Origin of the sequence: Pseudomonas sp. DD1, from assembly GCF_044510355.1 — a bacterium.
GTDB classification, from domain to species: Bacteria; Pseudomonadota; Gammaproteobacteria; order Pseudomonadales; family Pseudomonadaceae; genus Aquipseudomonas; species Aquipseudomonas shahriarae.
On the sequence record NZ_MSAJ01000005.1, the window covers coordinates 74,799 to 97,243 of the forward strand.

Annotated in this window: 22 protein-coding genes; 10 read left to right on the top strand and 12 right to left on the bottom strand. The window is 59.6% G+C overall.

Going from position 1 to position 22,445, the window contains the following annotated elements:
• Positions 1-108 precede the first annotated feature (108 nt).
• Positions 109-1,209, bottom strand: coding sequence for a sugar diacid recognition domain-containing protein (locus tag PSFL_RS04405; protein WP_120732906.1), 1,101 nt, complete (start codon positions 1,207-1,209; stop codon positions 109-111).
• Positions 1,210-1,379: 170 nt separating this feature from the next.
• Here PSFL_RS04405 and PSFL_RS04410 point away from each other — a divergent pair, with 170 nt between their 5' ends.
• Positions 1,380-2,690 carry an MFS transporter gene (locus tag PSFL_RS04410; protein WP_397469751.1) on the top strand — a complete coding sequence of 437 codons (1,311 nt, stop codon included), beginning with the start codon at positions 1,380-1,382 and terminating at the stop codon, positions 2,688-2,690.
• Positions 2,691-2,804: 114 nt separating this feature from the next.
• Here the strand turns inward: PSFL_RS04410 and PSFL_RS04415 are convergent, their stop codons facing one another.
• Positions 2,805-3,509, bottom strand: coding sequence for an SDR family oxidoreductase (locus PSFL_RS04415; RefSeq protein ID WP_169990260.1), 705 nt, complete (start codon positions 3,507-3,509; stop codon positions 2,805-2,807).
• Between the two features lie 101 nt (positions 3,510-3,610).
• Here PSFL_RS04415 and PSFL_RS04420 point away from each other — a divergent pair, with 101 nt between their 5' ends.
• Positions 3,611-4,513, top strand: a complete 903-nt coding sequence (locus PSFL_RS04420) for a LysR family transcriptional regulator (RefSeq protein WP_120732901.1) — start codon at positions 3,611-3,613, stop codon at positions 4,511-4,513.
• Positions 4,514-4,641: 128 nt separating this feature from the next.
• Positions 4,642-5,652 carry an aldo/keto reductase gene (locus PSFL_RS04425; RefSeq protein ID WP_169960835.1) on the top strand — a complete coding sequence of 337 codons (1,011 nt, stop codon included), beginning with the start codon at positions 4,642-4,644 and terminating at the stop codon, positions 5,650-5,652.
• 33 nt (positions 5,653-5,685) lie between these two features.
• On the opposite strand, the gene PSFL_RS04430 is transcribed toward PSFL_RS04425, so the two are convergent.
• Positions 5,686-6,162, bottom strand: a complete 477-nt coding sequence (locus PSFL_RS04430) for an Lrp/AsnC family transcriptional regulator (RefSeq protein ID WP_120732899.1) — start codon at positions 6,160-6,162, stop codon at positions 5,686-5,688.
• 134 nt (positions 6,163-6,296) lie between these two features.
• Here PSFL_RS04430 and rarD point away from each other — a divergent pair, with 134 nt between their 5' ends.
• Positions 6,297-7,178 carry an EamA family transporter RarD gene (gene rarD, locus PSFL_RS04435; RefSeq protein ID WP_057440120.1) on the top strand — a complete coding sequence of 294 codons (882 nt, stop codon included), beginning with the start codon at positions 6,297-6,299 and terminating at the stop codon, positions 7,176-7,178.
• 49 nt (positions 7,179-7,227) lie between these two features.
• On the opposite strand, the gene hppD is transcribed toward rarD, so the two are convergent.
• The 3 genes from hppD to PSFL_RS04450 all read right to left on the bottom strand — a co-directional run bounded on the left by hppD (position 7,228) and on the right by PSFL_RS04450 (position 9,898).
• Positions 7,228-8,304, bottom strand: a complete 1,077-nt coding sequence (gene hppD / locus PSFL_RS04440) for a 4-hydroxyphenylpyruvate dioxygenase (RefSeq protein ID WP_057440066.1) — start codon at positions 8,302-8,304, stop codon at positions 7,228-7,230.
• A 295-nt stretch (positions 8,305-8,599) separates the two neighbouring features.
• On the bottom strand, positions 8,600-9,307 hold the full coding sequence (locus PSFL_RS04445; RefSeq protein ID WP_397469752.1) for a molecular chaperone: 708 nt from the start codon (positions 9,305-9,307) through the stop codon (positions 8,600-8,602).
• Positions 9,308-9,334: 27 nt separating this feature from the next.
• The gene (locus PSFL_RS04450) at positions 9,335-9,898 is read right to left on the bottom strand and encodes a fimbrial protein (RefSeq protein ID WP_169960838.1); all 564 of its coding nucleotides are present in this window, start codon (positions 9,896-9,898) and stop codon (positions 9,335-9,337) included.
• A gap of 353 nt (positions 9,899-10,251) precedes the next feature.
• On the opposite strand from PSFL_RS04450, the gene PSFL_RS04455 reads away from it, so the two are divergent.
• Both PSFL_RS04455 and PSFL_RS04460 read left to right on the top strand, forming a co-directional pair.
• Entirely contained in the window at positions 10,252-11,793 is a 1,542-nt protein-coding gene (locus tag PSFL_RS04455) for an EAL domain-containing protein (RefSeq protein WP_120732897.1), read from the top strand.
• Between the two features lie 197 nt (positions 11,794-11,990).
• The gene (locus tag PSFL_RS04460) at positions 11,991-12,356 is read left to right on the top strand and encodes a histone-like nucleoid-structuring protein, MvaT/MvaU family (RefSeq protein WP_029294664.1); all 366 of its coding nucleotides are present in this window, start codon (positions 11,991-11,993) and stop codon (positions 12,354-12,356) included.
• Between the two features lie 202 nt (positions 12,357-12,558).
• Here PSFL_RS04460 and PSFL_RS04465 read toward each other — a convergent pair whose 3' ends face one another.
• Positions 12,559-13,095 (bottom strand): DUF4946 domain-containing protein, encoded by a 537-nt coding sequence (locus PSFL_RS04465; RefSeq protein ID WP_120732894.1) that lies wholly within the window; start codon positions 13,093-13,095, stop codon positions 12,559-12,561.
• A 192-nt stretch (positions 13,096-13,287) separates the two neighbouring features.
• On the opposite strand from PSFL_RS04465, the gene gloA reads away from it, so the two are divergent.
• Positions 13,288-13,809 (top strand): lactoylglutathione lyase, encoded by a 522-nt coding sequence (gene gloA / locus PSFL_RS04470; RefSeq protein WP_057440061.1) that lies wholly within the window; start codon positions 13,288-13,290, stop codon positions 13,807-13,809.
• A 138-nt stretch (positions 13,810-13,947) separates the two neighbouring features.
• Here gloA and ahpF read toward each other — a convergent pair whose 3' ends face one another.
• The 3 genes from ahpF to PSFL_RS04485 form a co-directional block, all read right to left on the bottom strand.
• Positions 13,948-15,501 carry an alkyl hydroperoxide reductase subunit F gene (gene ahpF, locus PSFL_RS04475; protein WP_397469753.1) on the bottom strand — a complete coding sequence of 518 codons (1,554 nt, stop codon included), beginning with the start codon at positions 15,499-15,501 and terminating at the stop codon, positions 13,948-13,950.
• Between the two features lie 125 nt (positions 15,502-15,626).
• On the bottom strand, positions 15,627-16,190 hold the full coding sequence (ahpC, locus tag PSFL_RS04480) for an alkyl hydroperoxide reductase subunit C (RefSeq protein WP_010210361.1): 564 nt from the start codon (positions 16,188-16,190) through the stop codon (positions 15,627-15,629).
• Between the two features lie 132 nt (positions 16,191-16,322).
• A complete protein-coding gene (locus PSFL_RS04485; protein ID WP_115128121.1) occupies positions 16,323-17,255 on the bottom strand; it encodes a site-specific integrase in 933 nt (310 codons plus the stop codon).
• A gap of 181 nt (positions 17,256-17,436) precedes the next feature.
• Here PSFL_RS04485 and PSFL_RS04490 point away from each other — a divergent pair, with 181 nt between their 5' ends.
• Complete coding sequence (locus PSFL_RS04490; RefSeq protein ID WP_397469754.1) at positions 17,437-18,444, top strand: DNA-binding protein; 1,008 nt, start codon at positions 17,437-17,439, stop codon at positions 18,442-18,444.
• Here PSFL_RS04490 and gorA read toward each other — a convergent pair whose 3' ends face one another.
• A complete protein-coding gene (gorA, locus tag PSFL_RS04495) occupies positions 18,445-19,803 on the bottom strand; it encodes a glutathione-disulfide reductase (RefSeq protein ID WP_057959612.1) in 1,359 nt (452 codons plus the stop codon).
• Between the two features lie 100 nt (positions 19,804-19,903).
• Positions 19,904-20,743 carry a UTP--glucose-1-phosphate uridylyltransferase GalU gene (gene galU / locus PSFL_RS04500; protein ID WP_057440057.1) on the bottom strand — a complete coding sequence of 280 codons (840 nt, stop codon included), beginning with the start codon at positions 20,741-20,743 and terminating at the stop codon, positions 19,904-19,906.
• 309 nt (positions 20,744-21,052) lie between these two features.
• Here galU and PSFL_RS04505 point away from each other — a divergent pair, with 309 nt between their 5' ends.
• Positions 21,053-21,238, top strand: a complete 186-nt coding sequence (locus tag PSFL_RS04505; RefSeq protein WP_029294643.1) for a hypothetical protein — start codon at positions 21,053-21,055, stop codon at positions 21,236-21,238.
• 685 nt (positions 21,239-21,923) lie between these two features.
• Positions 21,924-22,445 (top strand): fimbrial protein, encoded by a 522-nt coding sequence (locus tag PSFL_RS04510; protein ID WP_169960843.1) that lies wholly within the window; start codon positions 21,924-21,926, stop codon positions 22,443-22,445.

A 22,445-nucleotide genomic window follows, 5' to 3' on the forward strand; every position in this document is an offset into this window, starting at 1 on the left:
TTTCTCCGGTTTTTATGACGCCCATGCTGCCAGTTGGCACCGGCAATGACGCCTGTCCAATGCACAAGCGTGGCTGGGGTTTGTTGTTCATTTCTACAAAAGCACCTCCTACACGGTTTGCGGCAGCAGTTGCACCCCCAGGTACAGCGCGAGCATGCCATCCAAGGTCAGGGGATCGACACCGCTCAATTCGGCAATGCGCTCCATGCGGTAGCGCAGGCTGTTGCGGTGGATGCCCAGGGCGTCGGCGCACGCTTGGCTTTGCCCGTCGTGTTCGCACCAACTGCGCAGCGTCGCCTGCAGTTGGCCGTTGGCGTCCTTGGCCAGGACCTTGCGTAACGGGTTGAGCAGTTCGTCGAGGGCGTCGTCGTTGCGATGGCGCCAGAGCATCACCGGCAATCGATAGCGGTTGAGGGTCAGCAGGCGTGACTGGGGCAGTACGTCGCGGCCATAGGCGAGCAAGTCCGCCACCCGCCGATAACAGCGGCGCAAGCCTGCCAACCCATCGGCCTGGCCACCCACGGCGACCCGCAGGATGTTCCAGCCCGAGGCCTCGAGTTTTTCCAGCAGGCGCGGGTTGTCCATCGGCACCGCCGCCGGGCGGCACCATAGCAACGAAAACTCTGCAGAGCTGACACACCAACTGTCCGGGTATCGGGAGGCCAGCCAGGCTGCCAGGGCTTCGGCGGTCTGCCCCGGGCCCAGTTCAAACAGATAGGGAGTGCGCGGCAACTGCGGCTTGAGCCCCAGTTGCTGGGCCTCATCCACCAGGCGCGGCGATTCGCCGCTGTCGGCCAGCAGCAACGCCAGAAGATCATCACAACGTTGACGTCGCCATTGCTGCTCCGCCTGTTGATGGCGCTGGCTGACCAGCATCTCGGCGGTCATGCGCACCAGTTCGGCATAGGTGCGCAGCAACTGCGGTTCACCACTGATGCCCAGCACGCCGATCAGGCGCTGATCATGCAGCAGCGGCAGGTTGATCCCCGGCGCCACACCCTTGAGGTGCTTGGCGGTCTGGCTATCGATTTCCACCACGCGGCCGTTGGCCAGGACCAACTGCGCGCCTTCATGGCGGGTGTTGATGCGCTCCGGTTCGCCGCTGCCGAGGATCAGGCCCTGGCTGTCCATGACGTTGACGTTATAGGGCAAAATGGCCATCGTGCGATTGACGATATCCTGCGCCAAGTCATGATCGAGTTCGAACATGGGGCTAAATTCCTTGAAAGCGCTGCATTACGCGATTGTTCAAAGGCACAGCGCAATGGATGGATCGCTGTGCGGGGGCACAAAGACATGGCACCGTCCCGTGACCGAGACTCTTGGGGCGATCAACGTTACCCGCGCATCGCGAAAAATCATAATAAAGAGAGAACGCCATGTCACAGAGCGCCGCCGCTACCCTGGCCAACGATGACGACAAAAACGCCGTCTACAAGCGCATCACCCTGCGCTTGATCCCCTTCATTTTCATCTGCTACCTGTTCAACTACCTGGACCGCGTCAACGTCGGCTTCGCCAAGTTGCAGATGCTCGACGCCTTGAAGTTCAACGAGACCGTGTACGGCCTCGGGGCCGGGATCTTCTTTATCGGCTACGTGCTGTGCGGCGTGCCGAGCAACCTGGCGTTGACCAAGTTCGGTCCACGGCGCTGGATTGCGCTGATGATGATCACCTGGGGCACCCTGTCCACCTGCCTGCTGTTTGTGACCACACCGACGCACTTCTACACCTTGCGCCTGTTTACCGGTGCCGCTGAAGCGGGCTTTTTCCCGGGCGTGGTGCTGTACCTCTCGCAGTGGTTCCCGACCTTCCGCCGTGGGCGGATCATGGCCCTATTCATGTCGGCAATCCCGGTGTCCGGCCTGCTCGGCAGCCCATTCTCCGGCTGGATCCTCAACCACTTCGCGGCGGGCCAGGGTGGCCTCGCGGGCTGGCAGTGGATGTTCCTGCTGCAAGGTGTTCCAACGGTCATCCTCGGCGCCCTCGCCTACTTCCTGCTCAGCGACAGCTTCGCCAACGCCAAATGGCTGACCGCCCATGAGCGCGCAGTGCTCGAGGCCGACCAGGCCACCGACCTGGCCAACAAGCCCAAGACCACCACTGATTCGCTGCTGGAAGTATTCAAGAACCCGGCGATCTGGGCGTTCGGCCTGATCTACTTCTGCATCCAGAGCGGCGTGTACGCCATCAACTTCTGGCTGCCGTCGATCATCAAGAACATGGGCTTTAGCGATAACCTGGTGATCGGCTGGCTGAGTGCGATCCCTTATCTGCTGGCGGCGGTGTTCATGTTGCTGGTGGGCCGCTCCGCCGACCTGCGCAAAGAGCGCCGCTGGCACCTGGTGGTGCCGATGCTGATGGGCGCTGTGGGCCTGATCATCGCGGTGAACTTCGCCACCACCCCAGCCATTGCGATTCTCGGCCTGACCATCGCCACCATGGGCGCCCTCACCGGCCTGCCGATGTTCTGGCCGGTGCCTACCGCCATGCTCAGCGCCGGCGCGGCCGCGGGCGGCCTGGCTTTGATCAACTCCATGGGCCAGATGGCGGGCTTCTTGAGCCCGTATGTGGTGGGGTTTGTGAAAGACGCCACCGGTTCCACCGACCTGGCGCTGTACCTGCTGGCGGCGGTGATCGTCGCGGGTAGTGTGCTGGCGTTGCGCATGACCCGTACCCTGAAGGCCTGACACGGCACAAAAAATGTGGGAGCGGGCTTGCCCGCGATAGCGGTGGATCAGTCCTATATATTGACTGACACGCCGCCATCGCGGGCAAGCCCGCTCCCACATTGGGTTCGGTGTTTACAGCAAACCGCCGCCGTCGATGTCGATCACGCTGCCGGTCATAAAACCATTTTCCATGGCCATCAAATAACCCGCCGCCACCTCCTCCGCCTGCCCCACACGCCCTACTGGCAACGCCCCACCCGCCTTGGCGAACATGCCCTGACGCTGTTCCTCAGGCATCCCCGCGTATGCCGGCGTGTCGATCACCCCTGGGCTGACCACGTTGACCCGCCGTGGCGCCAGTTCCTTGGCCAACTGCTTGCCCAACGCTTCGGTCGCGGCATTGATGCCGACCTTGATAAATTGCCCCGGCACCAGCTTGCGCCCGAGCTGCCCCGAGGTGAGGACGATGCTGCCGCGCTCGTCGAGAAAAGGCAGCGCCTGCTGTATTGCGCGCAAGGCGCCCCAGAGCTTCACATTGAAGTTGTCCTGGGCCAGTTGCAGGTCGGTGTCCTGCAGGTGCTTGGCCTGTACCGCCGGGCCCGAGGTGAAGACCAAGTGATCAAAACGCCCCACCGCTTCGAACAGGCGCTGCAGGGCGGCGCTGTCGGTGACGTCCACCGGCTCGCTGCGCACGCCATTGTCGACCGTCGACGACAGGCGGCGCCCGGCCAGTACCACGTGCGCGCCACGGGATGCCGCCTGTCGGGCGACTTCGGCACCAATGCCGCTGCTACCGCCAATCACCACCACGGTTTGGCCCTTGAGGGGAGATGTCATGGGAACTGCCTCGTCCTGAAAAAATGAGTGTTCATCTTCCCAGCTTGGCAATCGTGGAAAAATCCCAGTAAAACGACAGGATCTTTAAAGGATTTTTACAAATGAGCTCAATCCTCGACCTGGAAGTGTTTGTGCGCACCGCCGACAGTGGCAGCCTCTCGGCGGCCGCTCGCAGCCTTAGCCTGACCCCGGCCGCCGCCAGCATTGCCCTCAAACGCTTGGAAACTCGCCTGGGCATGCGCTTGCTGGCCCGCTCCACCCGCAGCATGCGCCTCACCGAAGAAGGCCGGCGCTACCTGGACAGCGTGCGGGTGGCCCTGGAAGCACTGGCTGAGGGAGAACAGGCGATCAAGCAACACGGCCAGAGCCTCAGCGGCTTGCTGCAACTGTCCGCGCCCTCGGATTTCGGACGCAATGTACTGCTCGGTTGGCTGGACCAGTTCAAGCGCGAACACCCGAATATCCGCCTGCAATTGCTGCTTAACGACAGCAACGCCGACCTGTTCCGCGAAACCGTGGACATCGCCCTGCGCTTTGGCGTGCCAAGGGATTCCAGCCTGGTGGCGCTGCCGGTGGTCGCCGATCACCGCCGTATCGCCTGCGCCAGCCCGGCGTACCTGGCACGCCACGGCACACCCCAGGTACCGGCCGAGCTGACGCAGCACAGCACCCTGCGCTACATGCGCCAGGGCCGGGCCAACAGCACTTGGTATTTTCGCCAGGGCACGTTGCTGGAAGAGGTCGAAGTGGGCGGCGACTACCTCAGTGATGACGGGGAAATCGTGCGGCGCTGGGCCCTGGCCGGCCACGGTATTGCCTACAAGGCCAACCTGGATGTAGCCGGCGATATCAAGGCCGGACGCCTGGTGCCGTTGTTCGGCGAATGGCAAGGCGAGCCCACGCCCTTCAACCTGATGTGCCCCCATCGCCTGCAAGTGTCGGAGCGGGTCAAAGTGCTGCATCGCTTCTTGCAGGCGCGCGCTGGCGAACTGCTCGCCGAATAAGCGGAACACGGCACAAAAACGCTGTGGCCAACGCGGTGGTAGGCACCGAGCCACCCACGTCGGGCTTGTTCTAGAGCCTTGCTCTCTGGTATTGCATAGCAACCGTCTGCGCTTTTGAGGAGTTCACCATGATTTACCGCACACTGGGCCAGTCAGGGCTCAAGGTCAGCGCCTTGACCCTGGGCACCATGATGTTTGGCGAACAGACCAACACCGAAGACTCGCTGCGTATCATCGACAAGGCCTGGGATCAGGGCATCAACTTTATCGACAGCGCCGACGTCTACACCGGCGGGCGCTCCGAGGAAATCGTCGGTGAAGCCATCAGCCGCCATCGCGCCGATTGGGTCGTCGCCTCCAAAGTCGGCTTCGGCCCGCCGGATGGCCTGCCCAACCGCAGCGGCCTGAACCGCAAGCGCATTTTCAACGCGCTGGAAGCCAGCCTCACCCGGCTCGACACCGACTACCTGGACATCTACTACCTGCACCGCGAAGACCACGACACCCCACTGGACGTCACGATTTCGGCGATCGGCGACCTGATCCGCCAGGGCAAGGTCCGTTACTGGGGGCTGTCCAACTACCGCGGCTGGCGCATCGCCGAAGTGGTGCGCGTGGCCGAACGCCTGGGGGTCGACCGGCCGATCATCAGCCAGCCGCTGTACAACATCGTCAACCGCCAGGCCGAGGTGGAGCAGATCACCGCCGCAGCCGCCTATGGCCTGGGCGTGGTGCCCTACAGCCCGCTGGCCCGCGGGGTGCTCAGTGGCAAGTACGCGCCGGATATCAGCCCCGAAGCCGGCAGCCGCGCTGCGCGCCAGGACAAACGCATCCTGGAAACCGAATGGCGCGTGGAATCGCTGCGCATTGCCCAGCAGATCCAGCAATACACCCAAGGCCGTGGCGTGGGGATTGTCGAGTTTGCGATTGCCTGGGTTTTGAACAACCAGGCCGTCAGCTCGGCGATTGTCGGGCCGCGCACCGAGGCGCAGTGGGATGCCTACACCGGGGCGCTCGATGTGAAGATCAGTGCTGAGGATGAGGCGTTTATTGACTCACTGGTGACGCCGGGGCATGCGTCGACACCGGGGTTCAATGATGTTGGGCATTTTGTTTCCGGGCGCATCCACCGCCCCTGAGCCCCTGTGGGAGCTGGCTTGCCTGCTCCCACATCAGCCCAGCGGCACATCCAGGCTGACCTTGACCCGGTCCATTACCACAATGCTGCGAAACCATTTGATATTGCGGTTCTCGTAGAACAGCGTGCGGGCCAGGGTTTCGTAGGCCTTCATGGTCTCCACCACAATCACCAGCATAAAGTCCGCATCGCCGGTGACGTAATAGCACTGCTGCACCTCGGGGATCGACATCTGCACCTTGAGCACATCGAGGTCCTCGATGTGGGTGCGTTCGGCGTGCACCTCCACCAGGATCGTGATCGGCTTGCCTACTGCATCCTGATTGACCACCGCCGTATTCGCGCTGATCGCCCCGCTCTGCTCCATGCGCTTGATGCGCCGCTGCACGGCGGCGGTCGACAGGTTGACCTGTTCGCCAATCACCCGCAGCGCGGTGGTGTTGTCGCGTTGCAGGTGCTTGAGAATCGCGCGGTCGAAATCATCCAGGGGCGGCTGGGGGCTGACGGGCATGCTGGCGAACCTTGGAGGTGAGAAAATTTCCCATAAGATGCCGTAAAACAGAGCAAACGTCTCACCTCAAAAGCAATATATTCCCACCTGAAATTCCCCCCCTCTTTTGTTTGAATCGGTTTGGCGAGGACTGCGTGTCTAAAGGCGTTGTTTTATCGGTAGCGGCCTCGGTGTTGTTTGCCGTGATGTATTACTTCACATCACTGCTTGCCCCCTTGAGTGGCCTGGAAATTTTCGGCTGGCGCATGCTGCTGACCGTGCCGTGCATGACGGTATTTATGGTGGTCAGCGGCGAGTGGCGTCAGGTGTGGCAATTGCTGCGATTGCTTGCGGGCAAGCCACGGCTGATCGGTGGGATTGTGCTGTCGTCGGTGCTGCTGGGGGTGCAACTGTGGCTGTTTATGTGGGCGCCGCTCAATGGCCGCAGCCTGGATGTGTCCCTGGGCTACTTCCTGCTACCGCTGACCATGGTCCTGACCGGGCGCCTGGTGTATGGCGAAAAACTCTCGCGGCTGCAGCTGATCGCAGTGGTGTTTGCGGCGATTGGCGTGCTTAACGAGTTGTACCAGGTGGGTGGTTTTTCCTGGGCGACGCTGCTGGTGATCATCGGTTACCCGATCTACTTCGTGCTGCGCAAACGCCTGGGCACCGATCAGTTGGGCGGCCTGTGGCTGGATATGGCGCTGATGCTGCCGGTGGCCTTGTGGTTTGTCCAAAGTGGCGAACAGGGCTTCGCCGTGCTGGATGCACACAAAGGGCTGTATGGATTGATCCCGATGCTCGGGCTGATCAGTGCTTCGGCGCTGGTGTGCTACATCATCGCCAGCCGCCTGTTGGCGTTCAGCCTGTTCGGCCTGCTCAGCTATGTGGAACCGGTGCTGTTGCTGGGGGTGGCGTTGCTGCTGGGGGAAAGCATCGGGCCGGGTGAATGGCTGACCTATATCCCGATCTGGCTGGCGGTGATGGTGCTGGTGTTCGAAGGGTTCAAGCATCTGGTGCGTCAGCGCCGGGCTTGAACGGGAAAGGTGTAGGAGCCGGCAAGCCGGCTCCTACAGGGGGCTAGGATCAGTCGGTGGTCAACACACCACGACGAACCTGGTCACGCTCGATCGACTCGAACAGGGCCTTGAAGTTACCTTCGCCGAAACCGTCATCACCCTTGCGCTGGATGAATTCGAAGAACACCGGGCCCATCAGGGTTTCCGAGAATATCTGCAACAGCAGGCGCTTGTCGCCGGCCACGGACGAACCGTCCAGCAAGATACCCCGCGACTGCAACTGCTCCACCGGTTCGCCGTGGTTTGGCAGGCGGCCTTCGAGCATCTCGTAGTAGGTGTCCGGCGGCGCGGTCATGAAGCGCATGCCGATCTTCTTCAACGCGTCCCAGGTCTTGATCAGGTCGTCGGTGAGGAAGGCCACGTGCTGGATGCCCTCGCCGTTGAACTGCATCAGGAACTCTTCGATCTGGCCGGCGCCTTTGGACGACTCTTCGTTCAACGGGATGCGGATCATGCCATCCGGGGCGCTCATGGCCTTGGAGGTCAGGCCGGTGTATTCGCCCTTGATGTCGAAGTAGCGCGCTTCGCGGAAGTTGAACAGCTTCTCGTAGAAGTTGGCCCAATAGACCATACGCCCGCGATAGACGTTGTGGGTCAGGTGGTCGATGACCTTCAAGCCGGCGCCCACTGGGTTGCGGTCCACGCCTTCGATAAACACGAAGTCGATATCGTAGATCGAGTTGCCTTCACCGAAACGGTCGATCAGGTACAGCGGCGAGCCGCCGATGCCCTTGATGGCCGGTAGGTTCAGTTCCATCGGGCCGGTTTCGATATGGATCGGCTGGGCACCCAGCTCCAGGGCACGGGTATAGGCCTGTTGCGAATCCTTGACGCGGAACGCCATGCCACACACCGACGGACCGTGCTCGGCGGCAAAGTACGAAGCGATGCTGTGGGGTTCGTTGTTGAGGATCAGGTTGATCGCGCCCTGGCGGTACAGGTGCACGTTTTTCGAGCGGTGGGTTGCCACCTTGGTGAAGCCCATGATCTCGAAGATCGGCTCCAGGGTGCCCGGAGTCGGCGATGCGAATTCGATAAATTCAAAGCCCATCAGGCCCATTGGGTTTTCGTATAGATCTGCCATGATTTGGCGCCTCATCATCTTTTTTAGAATTAAGTAAATTAATTGCCAGCAAGGATGAGGTGAGCAGGTGGCGCACAGGAAATGCCCCGCACGCTGCGGGCGAGGAAGTCACCGTAGATGAGTTGGAACCCGAGTAGCTTCATGGTTGAGTCATTCTCTTACGGGCGTCTCTGACGGACGAGGCCTGCATGGAAACAGGCGCTTATTCTTGTATGCGTAAACCGATTCTACACAGCGTAAACAGCTTTGTCCGTATTCCTTATCAAATCCCTATGCCCAGGCGGGCGCAAGGGGTTTATTGCCCAGATAGATGCCCGGCAGGATCAACGGGCGCGGGTTGCATCAGGGGTGGCAGGGCAAGATCCAGGCTGGCGTGGGGGGCAACCATGCCCTGCTGATCGCTGGGGACCACCTGCCCGCCCACAACCAACGCGACGTCATGGAACGTCACATGGAAAGGCGACGGGTTGAAGACACGCAGGACCGCCGGTTTGCCGGTGTGCAGCGTCCAGATCAGTTGCCCCGGCGCATCCTCGGGGCTACCCGACAAGCCCTGGGGCCGGAAAAACACCTTGGTGCGAATGCGAAAGGCGAAACGCAACTGGTTCTGGCGCTCTGCAGCCGCGAATGCTTCCGGCTGGCGGGTCGCGGGCGGCACCTCCAGCACGTTGAGCCAGAATAGCGATTCCCTGTCCCTGGGCAGCGGTTCCTGGGTATACGCCAGGCGTATGGCCTGGCTCTTGCCCGGATCCAGGCGAAACACCGGCGGGCTGAGGGTGAACGGCACCTCACTGTGCTCGGCAGTCAGCCGTGCATCACCGCCATCCAGCCACACCTGCACCAGGCGCGCGGCATGTGCGTCATCGTTGCTCACCTGCACGGTGATTTCCCTGCGCGGCTCAGGGTAAATCTGCCGGGTGCCACTGATGATCACCCCGGCCTGTGCCTGCCCGAAGACCAGGCACAGGCAGAGCGCTACGTGCAGGCGTGCTACGCAACCCATGGCCCGGGCCCTCGGTCTATCGGGCGATCAGGGAAAGATCACCGAGTACTGCACCGCCGTAGTCACCAGCCCTACCCCCGCCGCCCCGCCCGTGGCGATGTAACGTGCCGCAAAGGGCAAGGTTGCCAGGCCGCCGGTAACCGTAGCCGTGCTCGAAGCATGGCCGGTACGCAAGTCCATCGGCTTCTGGGTGGCGCCGTCGAGAATTTGCACCTCTACTTTGGCGGCAGCGGTTTTGGGGGCCATGTTGCGCAAGTTGCCGGTGGCCGGATTGATCGCCGGGCTGGTGCTTTCATACAACACAGCCACCTTGGTCGCATCCGCACAACTGGCGCCGCCGCCCACATAAATAAAGAATGGCTTGGCGCTGGCGGTTGCCCCCTCCGTCGACAGGGCGCTGGCTTGCACTTTGTCCAGGACCACCGGAAAGTTCGCACCGGAGCCCGCGAAACCACCGGTCCCGCCACTGATCGTGCAGGTGGTGCCGGTGATTTCTCCGGTCAGGGTGATGGTGCCATCGGCGGCAGTGGCCAACGGTACGGCAAGCCCGCAAGCAAGCAGCAAGGCAATCGCCAGGACATGGTTTTTCATACACGTGTTCCTAAGGGTTAAGGCGAGCCCCGGTCAGACGACGCGCAGGCACAAGCCCGCCCGCCGAGTTCGAGCTCAATGCACCAAAACTGTTGGTTCTTGAATGGCAGCCTCTTCACGAGACTGAAGTTTTTTCTGACAGGCACTGATCCAAGCAACAACGCAATAGACCAAACAATTTTTTCTCGTCAAAATATGTTGCAAAGTTTGGCAAGATTAAAAAACACGCACAACTAGCCAAGTCGTTAGGTCTACGCTTTGCTAATGCCATAGACCAACTATCATTGTTACTTCAGACGTACTGCCTGTAGCCGCTACCAGGCCCTTCCCTCACTTTGCTACAGGCTGCGTAAATGCCACTTACCCTCAAAGGTCCGCGCAAGCGCGCCGCCCGCTCCTTGATCACGGTCCTGTGCGGCCTGCTGCCGATTCTGCTGGGAGTGGCCATCCTGCACCTCCAGGCAAAACGCACCCTGGAGCACAGCACGTCGCAGACGGCGACCGAGGCCGTGCGCCAATTCGACCTGATGCTCGACAACACCGCCCGTGCCGCCCAGGAACTGCTGCCGCTGGCGGGCAAGGCCTGTGACAACGCGGTGCAACTGGCGCTGCGCGAGCAAGTCACACGGCGCCCCTTTGTACGCGCAACCACCTTGTCGTGGAAAAAGTCCATTTATTGCACCTCGCTGTTTGGTGACACCCACGTGTCTGCGGTCAATCCTGACGACTACGTCGAGGGTCGCCTGTGGCTGATGAATGGCAACCCGGTCACCCCCGATACCGCCCTGTTGGTGTACCGGCTGGTGGAGGGCGACCAGGCTGCGTTTGCTTCGATTGACGGTTACCACCTGACCAATGCCCTGCGCCTGATCAGCCGCTACGCGGACCTGGTGTTGCAGGTCGGCCCCAATTGGTTGGGCAGCGACGGAAAAGTCAAAAACAGTGCGCCGCCGGAGTTTCCCGTGGCCCACCAGCACCTCGCCTCCCAGCGCTACGCGTACAGCGTGGAAGCCGGCATGCCCGAAGGGGAAGTCTGGCGGTATATGGAAGCGCGCTACCCGGCGCTGTTCAGCCTGCTGGTGTTTTTCGGCGTGCTGGCCGGCGTGCTGGCGCACTGGGTGCAAAAACGCTCCTCCGCCCCCACCCACGAACTGCAGCGGGCGTTGGGCGCCAATGAGTTCGTGCCGTATTACCAACCGGTGGTTCGTGGCGATAACCTTCAATGGGCCGGCTGTGAAGTCCTGATGCGCTGGCAGCACCCCAAGGAAGGCCTGGTGCGCCCCGACCTGTTTATCCCCCTGGCCGAACACTCCGGGCTGATCGTGCCCATGACCCGCGCCTTGATGCGCCAGGTCGCCACACAACTGGCGCCCCATGCCGATCGCCTGGGCAGCAATTTCCATGTGGGGATCAATATCACCGCCCGGCATTGCCAGGACCTGGTGTTGGTGCAGGACTGCCAGGAGTTCCTCGCCGCCTTCAAGCCGGGCCAGGTACTGTTGACGCTGGAGTTGACCGAGCGCGAACTGATCGAACCCACCGAGGTCACCCGCCAGCTGTTCCAGGCCCTGCACGAACTGGGCGTGATGATCGCCATTGATGACTTCGGCACCGGCCACTCCAGCTTGGGTTATTTGCGTAACTTCAATGTTGACTACTTGAAGATTGATCAAAGCTTTGTGGCCATGATCGGAGCCGATGCGTTATCGCGGCATATACTCGACAGCATCATTGAGTTATCCGGCAAGCTTGATTTAGGCATCGTCGCCGAAGGCGTGGAAACCCAAGAGCAATGTGACTATCTGGCCGCGCAAGGTGTGGACTTCTTGCAGGGCTACCTGTTTGGTCGCCCGGAGCCTTTTGACGCATTCATTAAATCTTTGCGGCGCGATTGAATATCCATCTAGCATCAGATGAAAAATTGTTATTTATACAAAAGACGTGATTTACTCGTGGCGCATTAACTACTACAATTTTTCCTGCCTGCGCCGAATCGGCAGGAGAACCACTTTTACCGAGTCATGCTGAGGCTCTTGGCTTATAGCTTTGTTTGCAGTGGGTATCAGCCAAATACACTATTGGAGTAAATATTTTGTCCAGACTCGCCGAATTTCGTGCCGCAGAAAAAGCCCTTCAAGAACAGCTTGCCCAGCTGGAATCCCTGAAGAACGACGCTGGCCTGAAGAAAGAAATCGAATTTGAAGAAAAGCTTCAAGGGCTGATGAAAACCTACGGCAAGAGCCTGCGCGACATCATCTCCATCCTTGATCCAAACCCAGGCAAGTCGGGGATCCAAGTGGCAGCCGCCCCCAAAACCCGCCGCGCACGCGTGGTCAAGGTGTATCACAACCCGCACACGGGTGAACTGATTGAAACCAAGGGCGGCAACCACCGCGGCTTGAAGGCCTGGAAAGAACAGTATGGCGCTGCCACTGTAGATTCCTGGCTGCGCGGCTAATACAGGCGCACTAATAAAAAGCCCCGCTGATGCGGGGCTTTTTTGTTTTTGCGCCTCGATTTCAAACGCTGCCGCGTGCGAAAGTGAACTTTGAAATACACTCCACTTCGAAGACATTCGCCGAACAGCCGCTGTACACCGCAGTCCTGTAGTTATGGGTTTTTCTGTCAATGTGCCATGTCAGGCATCTAGCCATCGCCGATCAAAGTTTCAGGCTTGCACGTACCGAGCTGACTTCTTCCTTGCTCGACTCATAGGCAGCGGCTTGCCCGGCATATGAAAAAACATAGGCCTTATTCGTATCGACAGCACCCACCAGTGTTTGCGAGAGCACATGCCGACCGTTCTCGGTAATCACGCAGGTAGTTTCCAGCGCCTCAAGATGACTTAAGGTGCTTGAGTGAATCTTGTTGCAGACACTTTGATAACCACTGCGGGCAAAGTCCTTCTGGATGGACTTGCGCATCTCCAGCAACACCCCTTGCAGATTGACCACATGCCCAGGCTCGATCGGCGTACCCGTCAACTCCATGACCATCAGCGTCTCGCCGTTCTCATCGTTCTTGATCGCGCGCTGGCGCGACACCGGTGACGGCGTGGCTGGCGCATCGGCATCCGCCACCACCTCCTCCACCTGCCAGCCGCTGGGCCAATGAATCTCGGGGTCTGCCGCCAGTGCAACGGTGCTGCCCAAGACAAGCCACAAGGCGGCCAACAATGGTTTGTTCAATCGGCTCATTGCAAAAAACACTCGAAGTTCAAGCCGCAAAGTTTGAGCCCGCCCAGGGGATGGCCGCAAGGCCCGGGTGCGTTTTTCATTTGGCGCGGCCGGTGCAGCTTGCGTATCATGATCCGGCTACACGGATCTGCCGCACGCCAAGGGACCGCTCAAATCACGAGCTGCGTCTGCCCCATTTTTTCTGGAGGGCCCATGAGCCTGCACGAATTGAACACCTTCCCGGGCGTCACCGCCCAACCCGACACCGCCACTTCGAACTTCGTGTTCAACCACACCATGCTGCGGGTCAAGGACATCACTAAGTCCCTGGACTTCTATACCCGCGTCCTGGGCTTTTCTCTGGTTGAAAAACGCGACTTCCCGGAAGCCGAATTCAGCCTGTACTTCCTCGCCCTGGTCGACAAGGCGCAGATTCCAGCCGATGCCGCCGCGCGCACCCAGTGGATGAAGTCGATCCCGGGCATCCTGGAACTGACCCACAACCACGGCACCGAAAACGATGCCGACTTCGCCTACCACAATGGCAACACCGACCCGCGCGGGTTTGGCCATATCTGCATTTCGGTGCCGGATATCGTCGCGGCCTGCGAGCGCTTTGAAGCCTTGGGCTGTGATTTCCAGAAGCGCCTGACCGATGGGCGGATGAAAAGCCTGGCGTTTATCAAGGATCCGGATGCGTACTGGGTTGAGATCATTCAGCCAGCGCCGCTGTAAACCGGTTTGTTGCCCCTGTAGGAGCGTATCACCGTGGCGTAACGGTCACGCCGAGTCGCCTGCCTCGCAGGCCAGCTCCCACAAAAGCAACACCCACAAAAAACCCATGATCACTCATGGGTTTTTTAGTATCGGGCCTTACGCTCGGATCAGGTAATCAAAAGCACTCAGGGAAGCCTTGGCGCCCTCGCCCACCGCAATCACGATCTGCTTGTACGGCACGGTGGTGACGTCACCGGCGGCAAACACGCCGGGCAGTGAGGTCTCGCCACGGGCATCGACAATGATCTCGCCACGGGGCGACAGCTCCACGGTGCCCTTGAGCCAATCGGTGTTAGGCAACAGGCCGATCTGTACAAAGATACCTTCCAGGTCGACGGTCTTGAACTCGCCGGTATCACGGTCTTTGTACGCCAGGCCAGTAACCTTCTGGCCATCACCTTTGACTTCACTGGTCAGCGCACTGGTGATCACGTCAACGTTCGGCAGGCTGTAGAGCTTGCGCTGCAATACGGCGTCGGCGCGCAACTTGCTGTCGAACTCCAGCAAGGTCACGTGGCTGACAATACCGGCCAGGTCGATGGCTGCTTCAACGCCGGAGTTACCGCCACCGATCACTGCCACGCGCTTGCCCTTGAACAGCGGACCATCGCAGTGCGGGCAGAAGCACACACCCTTGGCCTTGTATTCCTGCTCGCCCGGCACCCCCATTTCGCGCCAGCGGGCACCGGTGGCCAGGACCACAGTCTTGGACTTGAGGGTCGCACCGCTTTCAAAGCGAATTTCATGCAACTCACCGGGATTTTTCGCCGGGATCAGGCTGCTGGCGCGCTGCAGGTTCATGATGTCCACGTCGTACTGACGCACGTGGGCTTCCAGGGCGCTGGCGAGTTTCGGGCCTTCGGTTTCCTGCACCGAGATAAAGTTCTCGATGGACATGGTGTCCAGTACTTGCCCACCAAAACGTTCGGCGGCCACACCGGTACGAATACCTTTACGCGCGGCGTAGATCGCGGCGGCAGAACCGGCCGGACCACCACCGACGACCAGCACATCGAACGCGTCCTTGGCGCTGATTTTCTCGGCGGCCTTTTCGATACCGCTGGTGTCGAGCTTGGCGAGGATTTCTTCCAGCCCCATGCGGCCCTGGCCGAAGTTCACGCCGTTGAGGTAGACGCTGGGCACCGCCATGACCTGGCGCTCGTCGACTTCCGCCTGGAACAGTGCGCCATCAATGGCCACGTGGCGGATGTTGGGGTTGAGCACGGCCATCAGGTTCAGCGCCTGGACCACGTCCGGGCAGTTCTGGCAGGACAGCGAGAAGTAAGTCTCGAAGTTGAACTCACCTTTAAGGCTGCGAATCTGTTCAATCACTTCGACACTGGCCTTCGACGGGTGGCCACCGACTTGCAGCAGGGCCAGCACCAACGAAGTGAATTCATGACCCATGGGGATGCCGGCAAAACGCAGGCTGATATCGGCACCCGGGCGGTTGATGGAGAACGACGGCTTGCGCCCATCATTGCCATCGGTTTTCAGGGTAATCAGCGTGGTGAGGCTGGTTACGTCCTGCAAAAGAGCAAGCATTTCCTGGGATTTCGCACCGTCGTCGAGGGAGGCAACGATCTCGATCGGCTGGGTGACCCGCTCCAGGTATGACTTCAACTGAGCTTTAAGATTGGCGTCCAACATACGGGCGATTTCCTATTTCAAATCAATTCGGTAAAAAAAACGCCCGAGCGAATCTCGCCCGGGCGTTTTTGAGGGCGGTGCGGCTTACTTAAGGTGCGGCAATCCGCCCTTGATACTTCACAGACTTAGATCTTGCCGACCAGGTCCAGGGACGGAGCCAGGGTAGCCTCGCCTTCTTTCCACTTGGCTGGGCACACTTCGCCTGGGTGGGCAGCGACGTACTGGGCGGCCTTGATTTTGCGCAGCAGCTCGGAAGCGTCACGGCCAACACCGCCGTCGTTCAGTTCAACGATCTTGATCTGGCCTTCAGGGTTGATCACGAAGGTGCCACGGTCTGCCAGGCCAGCTTCTTCGATCAGCACGTCGAAGTTGCGGGAGATGGTCAGGGTTGGGTCGCCGATCATGGTGTACTGGATTTTGCCGATGGCTGGCGAAGTGTTGTGCCAGGCAGCGTGGGCAAAGTGGGTGTCGGTGGACACGCTGTAGATCTCGACGCCCAGCTTCTGGAATTCGGCGTAGTTGTCAGCCAGGTCTTCCAGTTCGGTTGGGCAGACGAAGGTGAAGTCGGCTGGGTAGAAGAACACGACAGACCACTTGCCTTTCAGGTCAGCGTCCGACACGTCTACGAAGTTGCCGTTTTTGTAAGCGGTGGCTTTGAACGGTTTTACTTGGCTGTTGATGATAGGCATCGTTGACTCTCCGTCAGGGGTTAGTAAGTTGATGGGTGAATCCTACCCAGTCTCATCGCCGATGGCTCATTGCCAAACCTGATGCCGCCGATTGGTTTTGGCTATCAACCAACTGTATTAATAGAAGAAATCTTAAAGCAGCGGATCGCGGGCCTGAGTCATGCCAAGAAAGGGCGTCGCTTCAACATAGCGCATGGCGGACTTCATGTCCTTCCAGCCGACGTAACTCATCAACGACTTCAAATCCCAACCGCTGCGATGGGCCCAGGTGGCGAAGCCCCGGCGCAAGGAGTGGCTGGTGTACTGCTCGGCAGCAATGCCCGCGCGCCCGAGGGCCTGGCGTAGCAGAGGGATCACGCTATTGGCGTGCAACCCCTCCTCGCCCAGGTTGCCCCAGCGATCGATCCCGCGAAACACCGGGCCGCGCACCAGGGCCGAGGCACTCAGCCATTCGGTATAGGCCTGCACCGGGCACAAGCGCAGCAGTGCCGGGGTCTGATAGGTCTGGCCGAGGTTCTCGCGGTCACTCTTGCTGCGCGGCAAGTACAGGGTGATACCCGCGCCTGGCACCGCCTGCACATGCTCGATCTGCAGCCGACACAGGTCATCACTGCGAAAACCACGCCAGAAGCCCAGCAGGATCAAGGCCGCGTCGCGCTTGGCGCGCAGCCAGCGCGGCCGATCGCCCTCTGTCCGCGCCTGCTCAGCTTCGCGCTCAAGCCAATTGACCACCTGCTCCAGGTGCTGGAGCTGCAAGGGCTCGGCCTGTTTTTCCTGGGCCGGGTGCACCGCGCGGATGCCCTTGAGCACCTTGCGCACCACCGGCGCTTTGGTCGGGTCCGGGAAACCCTGGCTGGAATGCCATTGCGCCAGCGCCGACAAGCGCAATTTCAGGGTATTGACCGACAACACCCCGGCGTAAGCCACCAGATAACGGGCCACGCTGTCGCTGGTGGCGGGCAGGAAGCCACCCCAACTCACTTCAAAGTGCTCGATGGCGGCGCGATAGCTGCGGCGAGTGTTATCGCGGGTGGCGGCGTTCAGGTAACGATCAAGTTCACTCATAGCGCTATCGCCAAGGGGTTGGTGTACGGGCATAGGGGGTGAATCTGCGTCAAATGGGTCATCACACGGGATAATACGCCAATATCCCATCTGTAAAATCATCAATTTAAAGGCATTTTTATTCGTGATACAGTATGTATTTACATAATACATACCACAGTACTAAATCGACGGAGACCCCATGGCTCGCGGCGGCATCAATAAAGCAGTAGTTCAAACGGCACGCCTGGCAATCCTCGCCCGCGGCGAAAACCCCAGCATTGATGCGGTACGCATCGAAATGGGCAATACCGGCTCGAAAACCACCATCCACCGCTATTTAAAGGAGCTGGACGAGAGCGAAACCCGCCTCGCCATTACCGAGGCGCCCATCGACGATGAGCTTGGCGAGCTGGTCGCACGCCTGGCCCAGCGCTTGAAAGAGAAGGCTCAGGAACCCATCGACCAGGCCCTGGCGCAGTTCGAGCAGCAGAAAACCGCCCTGCTCACCCAGGTAGAGGCACTGACCGCAGCCCACAACCAGCTCCAGCAGCAATTTGATATTCAGGCCGCCGCCCTGGCGGAAGAAAGCGCAGCCCTGCAGACCGCCAGCACCAGCCTGCAAACCGAGCAAACCCGTAACGCCGGACTCAGCCAGGCGTGCAGCGACTACGAGCTACGACTCGCGGACAAGGACGAACAGATTCGCTCGCTGGAAGACAAACACCTGCACGCCCGCGACGCCCTTGAGCACTACCGCACTGCGATCAAAGACCAACGCGAACAGGAACAACGCCGCCACGAAGGCCAACTGCAGCAACTGCAGGCCGAACTGCGTCAGGCCCAGCAGAGCGCCATGGTGCGCCAGGACGAAATCACCCAGTTGCACCGTGACAATGAACGGCTATTGATTGAGCACCGGGTCACGGCGAAGGAGTTGGCGACTCTGCAAGAGCAAAGCCGCAAGGATCAGGCCCAGCAACTCAAGCTGAGCGAACAGGTAAGCCTGATTGATAGCGAGCGCACCCTGCTCCAGGAGCGTCTGCGGGTTGCCGTGCTGGACAACCAGGCACGGCAGGAGGCCCTGGCCGAGCAGCAGCACAGCCGCAAAACCCTGGAACTGGAGCTGCTCAAGGCCCAGGCCACCATTGAGGCGCTGCGCCTGGCCGCCGTCGTTGCAACGGCGCCAGAGGCAACAGGGAATACCTGATCAGCCAGCGACAGGCGTGCGCATGGTGACAAACTCTTCCGCCGCCGTCGGGTGCACGCCGATGGTCTCGTCGAAATGCTGCTTGGTCGCCCCCGCCTTGAGGGCGATCGCCAGGCCCTGGACAATCTCGCCCGCATCCGGCCCGACCATGTGGCAACCCAGCACCTTGTCGGTATCGGCATCGACCACCAGCTTCATCAGCGTGCGCTCCTGGCACTCCGTCAGGGTCAGTTTCATCGGCCGGAAGCGGCTTTCGAAAACCTGCACGTTATGCCCATCGGCCCGCGCCTGCTCTTCGCTCAGGCCCACGGTACCGATATTCGGCAAGCTGAACACTGCCGTGGGGATCATCGCGTAATCCACCGGGCGGTACTGCTCAGGCTTGAATAGACGCCGCGCCACCGCCATGCCTTCAGCCAATGCCACGGGCGTCAGTTGCACGCGACCAATCACGTCCCCAATGGCCAGGATCGACGACTCGGCGGTCTGGTACAGATCGTCAACCTCGACAAAGCCACGCTTGTCCAGCTTGACCCCGGTGTGCTCCAGGCCCAGGTTATCCAACATCGGGCGCCGGCCCGTGGCGTAGAACACGCAATCGGCTTCCAATACACGACCGTCTTTCAGGGTGGCCTTGAGGCTGCCATCGGCCTGCTTGTCGATACGTGCGATATCGGCGTTGAATTGCAGGTCCAGGCCACGCTTGGTCAGCTCTTCCTGCAAGTGCTTGCGCACCGCGCCATCAAAGCCACGCAGGAACAGATCGCCGCGATACAGCAACGACGTCTGCGCGCCCAGACCATGGAAAATCCCGGCAAATTCCACCGCGATATAACCACCACCCACCACCAGTACGCGCTTGGGCAGTTGCTTCAGGAAGAACGCCTCATTGGAACCAATGGCATGCTCATGCCCCGGAATCTCGGGGATCTGCGGCCAACCGCCCGTGGCGATCAAGATGTGCTTGGCCGTGAAGCGCTCGCCGTTGATCTCGACCTCGTGGGGGCCGGTCAGACGCGCATGGCCTTCGTGCAGGGTCACCCCGCTGTTAACCAGCAAGTTACGGTAAATACCGTTGAGGCGATTGATCTCGCGATCCTTGTTGGCGATCAATGTCGCCCAATCAAAGTTCGCTTCGCCCAAGGACCAGCCAAAGCCGCTGGCTTGTTCGAAGTCTTCGGCAAAGTGCGCGCCATACACCAACAGTTTTTTCGGCACGCAGCCAACGTTGACACAGGTACCGCCCAGGTAGCGGCTTTCCGCCACGGCCACCTTCGCGCCAAAACCTGCGGCGAACCGCGCCGCCCGTACACCACCGGAACCGGCGCCAATCACATAAAGATCAAAATCGTAGGCCATTTCACTCTCCTCGGCAGGGCATCAGGATACCCGCTTGCGCCCAAAAAACCAGAAAGCCACCCGAAGGTGGCTTTCTTGAGACTCAACAGGCAATGCTTAATCAGTAAGCCTTGCCAGTCTTGTAGAAGTGCTCGTAGCAGAAGTTGGTCGCCTCGATGTAGCCTTCAGCGCCACCGCAGTCAAAACGACGGCCCTTGAACTTGTAGGCAATCACGCAACCGTCTTTGGCCTGTTTCAGCAAAGCATCGGTAATCTGGATTTCGCCGCCCTTGCCTGGCTCGGTTTCTTCGATCAGCTTGAAGATATCCGGGGTCAGGATGTAGCGACCAATGATTGCCAGGTTCGACGGGGCATCTTCCGGCGCCGGCTTCTCGACCATGTCGCGAACGCGGATCAGGCCATCACCGATGTCATCACCGGCGATCACCCCGTACTTGTTGGTTTCCGCAGGGTCGACTTCCTGCACCGCAACGATGGTGCAGCGGTACTTCTGGTAGAGCTTGACCATCTGGGTCAAGACGCCGTCGCCTTCCAGGTTGACGCACAGGTCGTCCGCCAGGACCACGGCAAACGGTTCGTCACCGATCAGTGGGCGACCGGTAAGGATCGCGTGGCCAAGGCCTTTCATCTGGGTTTGACGGGTGTAGGAGAACGAGCACTCGTCGAGCAGCTTGCGGATACCGACCAGGTATTTTTCCTTGTCAGTGCCCTTGATCTGGTTTTCCAGCTCGTAGCTGATATCGAAGTGGTCTTCCAGTGCGCGCTTGCCACGGCCGGTGACGATGGAGATTTCGTTGAGGCCGGCATCCAGTGCCTCTTCGACGCCGTACTGGATCAGTGGCTTGTTTACCACCGGCAGCATTTCTTTAGGCATGGCCTTGGTCGCTGGCAGGAAGCGAGTACCGTAACCGGCTGCTGGGAACAAGCATTTCTTGATCATAAAAGTCCTTAATAAGGGCTGTGCGTACGAAATTCGGCGCAGTCTAATCAGGCCGCAGCCACCTTACAATGGGCGCTGCTGGCGTTGCGATGTCAACATAGAGAAAAAATGTCGGCGTTAGTTCCACCGATCCTGCAATTGGCCCTACCAACGGCAAGCTCAAACCAACCGTGCCCCGCTACTTAAAAGGCCTTCGGTTGTTTTAGCACGCTTTTGGGTGCAGAGCACTGACCTGCAACAACTTGCGCTTGCCCTGCGCGTTTGGCGTTATCATAGCCCGCTTGAACCAGACCACGAGATTGTTAATCGATGTCAGAACCCAAAGGCGTAAACGGCTACCTGATCACTAAGCGAGCAGACGGCTGGCACCTGATCAATTTTCACGGAGACAGCGTCGCCGGGGCATTCGCCACCGAGAGCCAGGCTATTGCAGTAGCCGAAGTGTTTGTGGACGAAGCCGGTCACGCATCGAGCAAAAGGCCAAAGGGGAAATAAGCCCCTACGATTGCACATAAAAAGCCCCGATGATCGGGGCTTTTTTGTTTGACAACAGCCATCCCATTGCATTGCCTGTATCTGCGCCCTGGCAGAGCCGACGCACTCACTCAGGAGAGGGAAAATTAGTTCGCTCTCCTCAACATACACTATTGCCTCCAAACACTTGCCAACCTATTTTTATAGCAACTCGCCCCCTCGCTAAACCAAATGTAGTCCACGTCTTACGGTCATTTCTCGATTATTGGAAAACGGCCATAACTTTCCTATATGCCCCACCACTAAAAGACTACGCAAGCAAGGGAACCGGACGACTTCCTTACTAAAACTAGTAGCCTAATAATTGCCCCGCCTCGAATGTTCTCCCGAAGCGCAATACAAATAGTTGGAAAATCAGGACTTCGCTGAACACCAACTCAACCGCACCCGGGCTGAGTTTTCTGCGAGCCTCCGCTGAGGCAAAGAGCCGACTGGCCGGACCGTTCCGGCTTGCCGCACGACCCTGGACTGCGCCTATAAAGCGGCGAACTCAATCGCAAGCTTTCGATACCTCAAGAGAAGAGGAGAAATCCAAAGCACTGAAACCTGGACACTTAACTGCACACTTCATAACCGCTTTTTAATAGGTCCTACGCACAGTTGCGGCCGGACTTCTCAACAACACTTACTCTGTAGGTATCTGCAAATGAAAAATAATTTTAAAACTGCACTGCTAACTATCGGACTATTTGCTGGCGCGATCTCTGCCGCTCATGCGGCAGATGGGACAGTTACGTTCGAAGGGTCGGTCCACTCGGGTGCTTGTTCTATTAAGCCTGACTCCGTAGATCAAACTGTTCATCTTGGCGCGATCGCCAAACATCAATTGCAGACAGGGGGGAAATCTGAAGCCCGGCGCGTTCTGATTGAACTTGAAGGCTGCGACCTGGCAGGCCTGACTGATAATACGGTGACGACTACATTCACGGGCGCGCCCTCAAGCGTTGTCCCGGGCGGGTTGGGCACAGTGGGTAGCGCGGGCGGTATCGGCATCATGATGACCCATGGTAGCCAGCCCATTGAGCTGGGTGTCGCAACGACCCCGCAAGCCATTGCCGTCGGTAACAACACCCTGGAGTTTGGTGCCTATGTACAAGGTGCCGCCACCGGCACGATCGTGCCTGGTGATTTCAGCGCGGTGACCAATTTCACCCTGGCCTATCAGTAA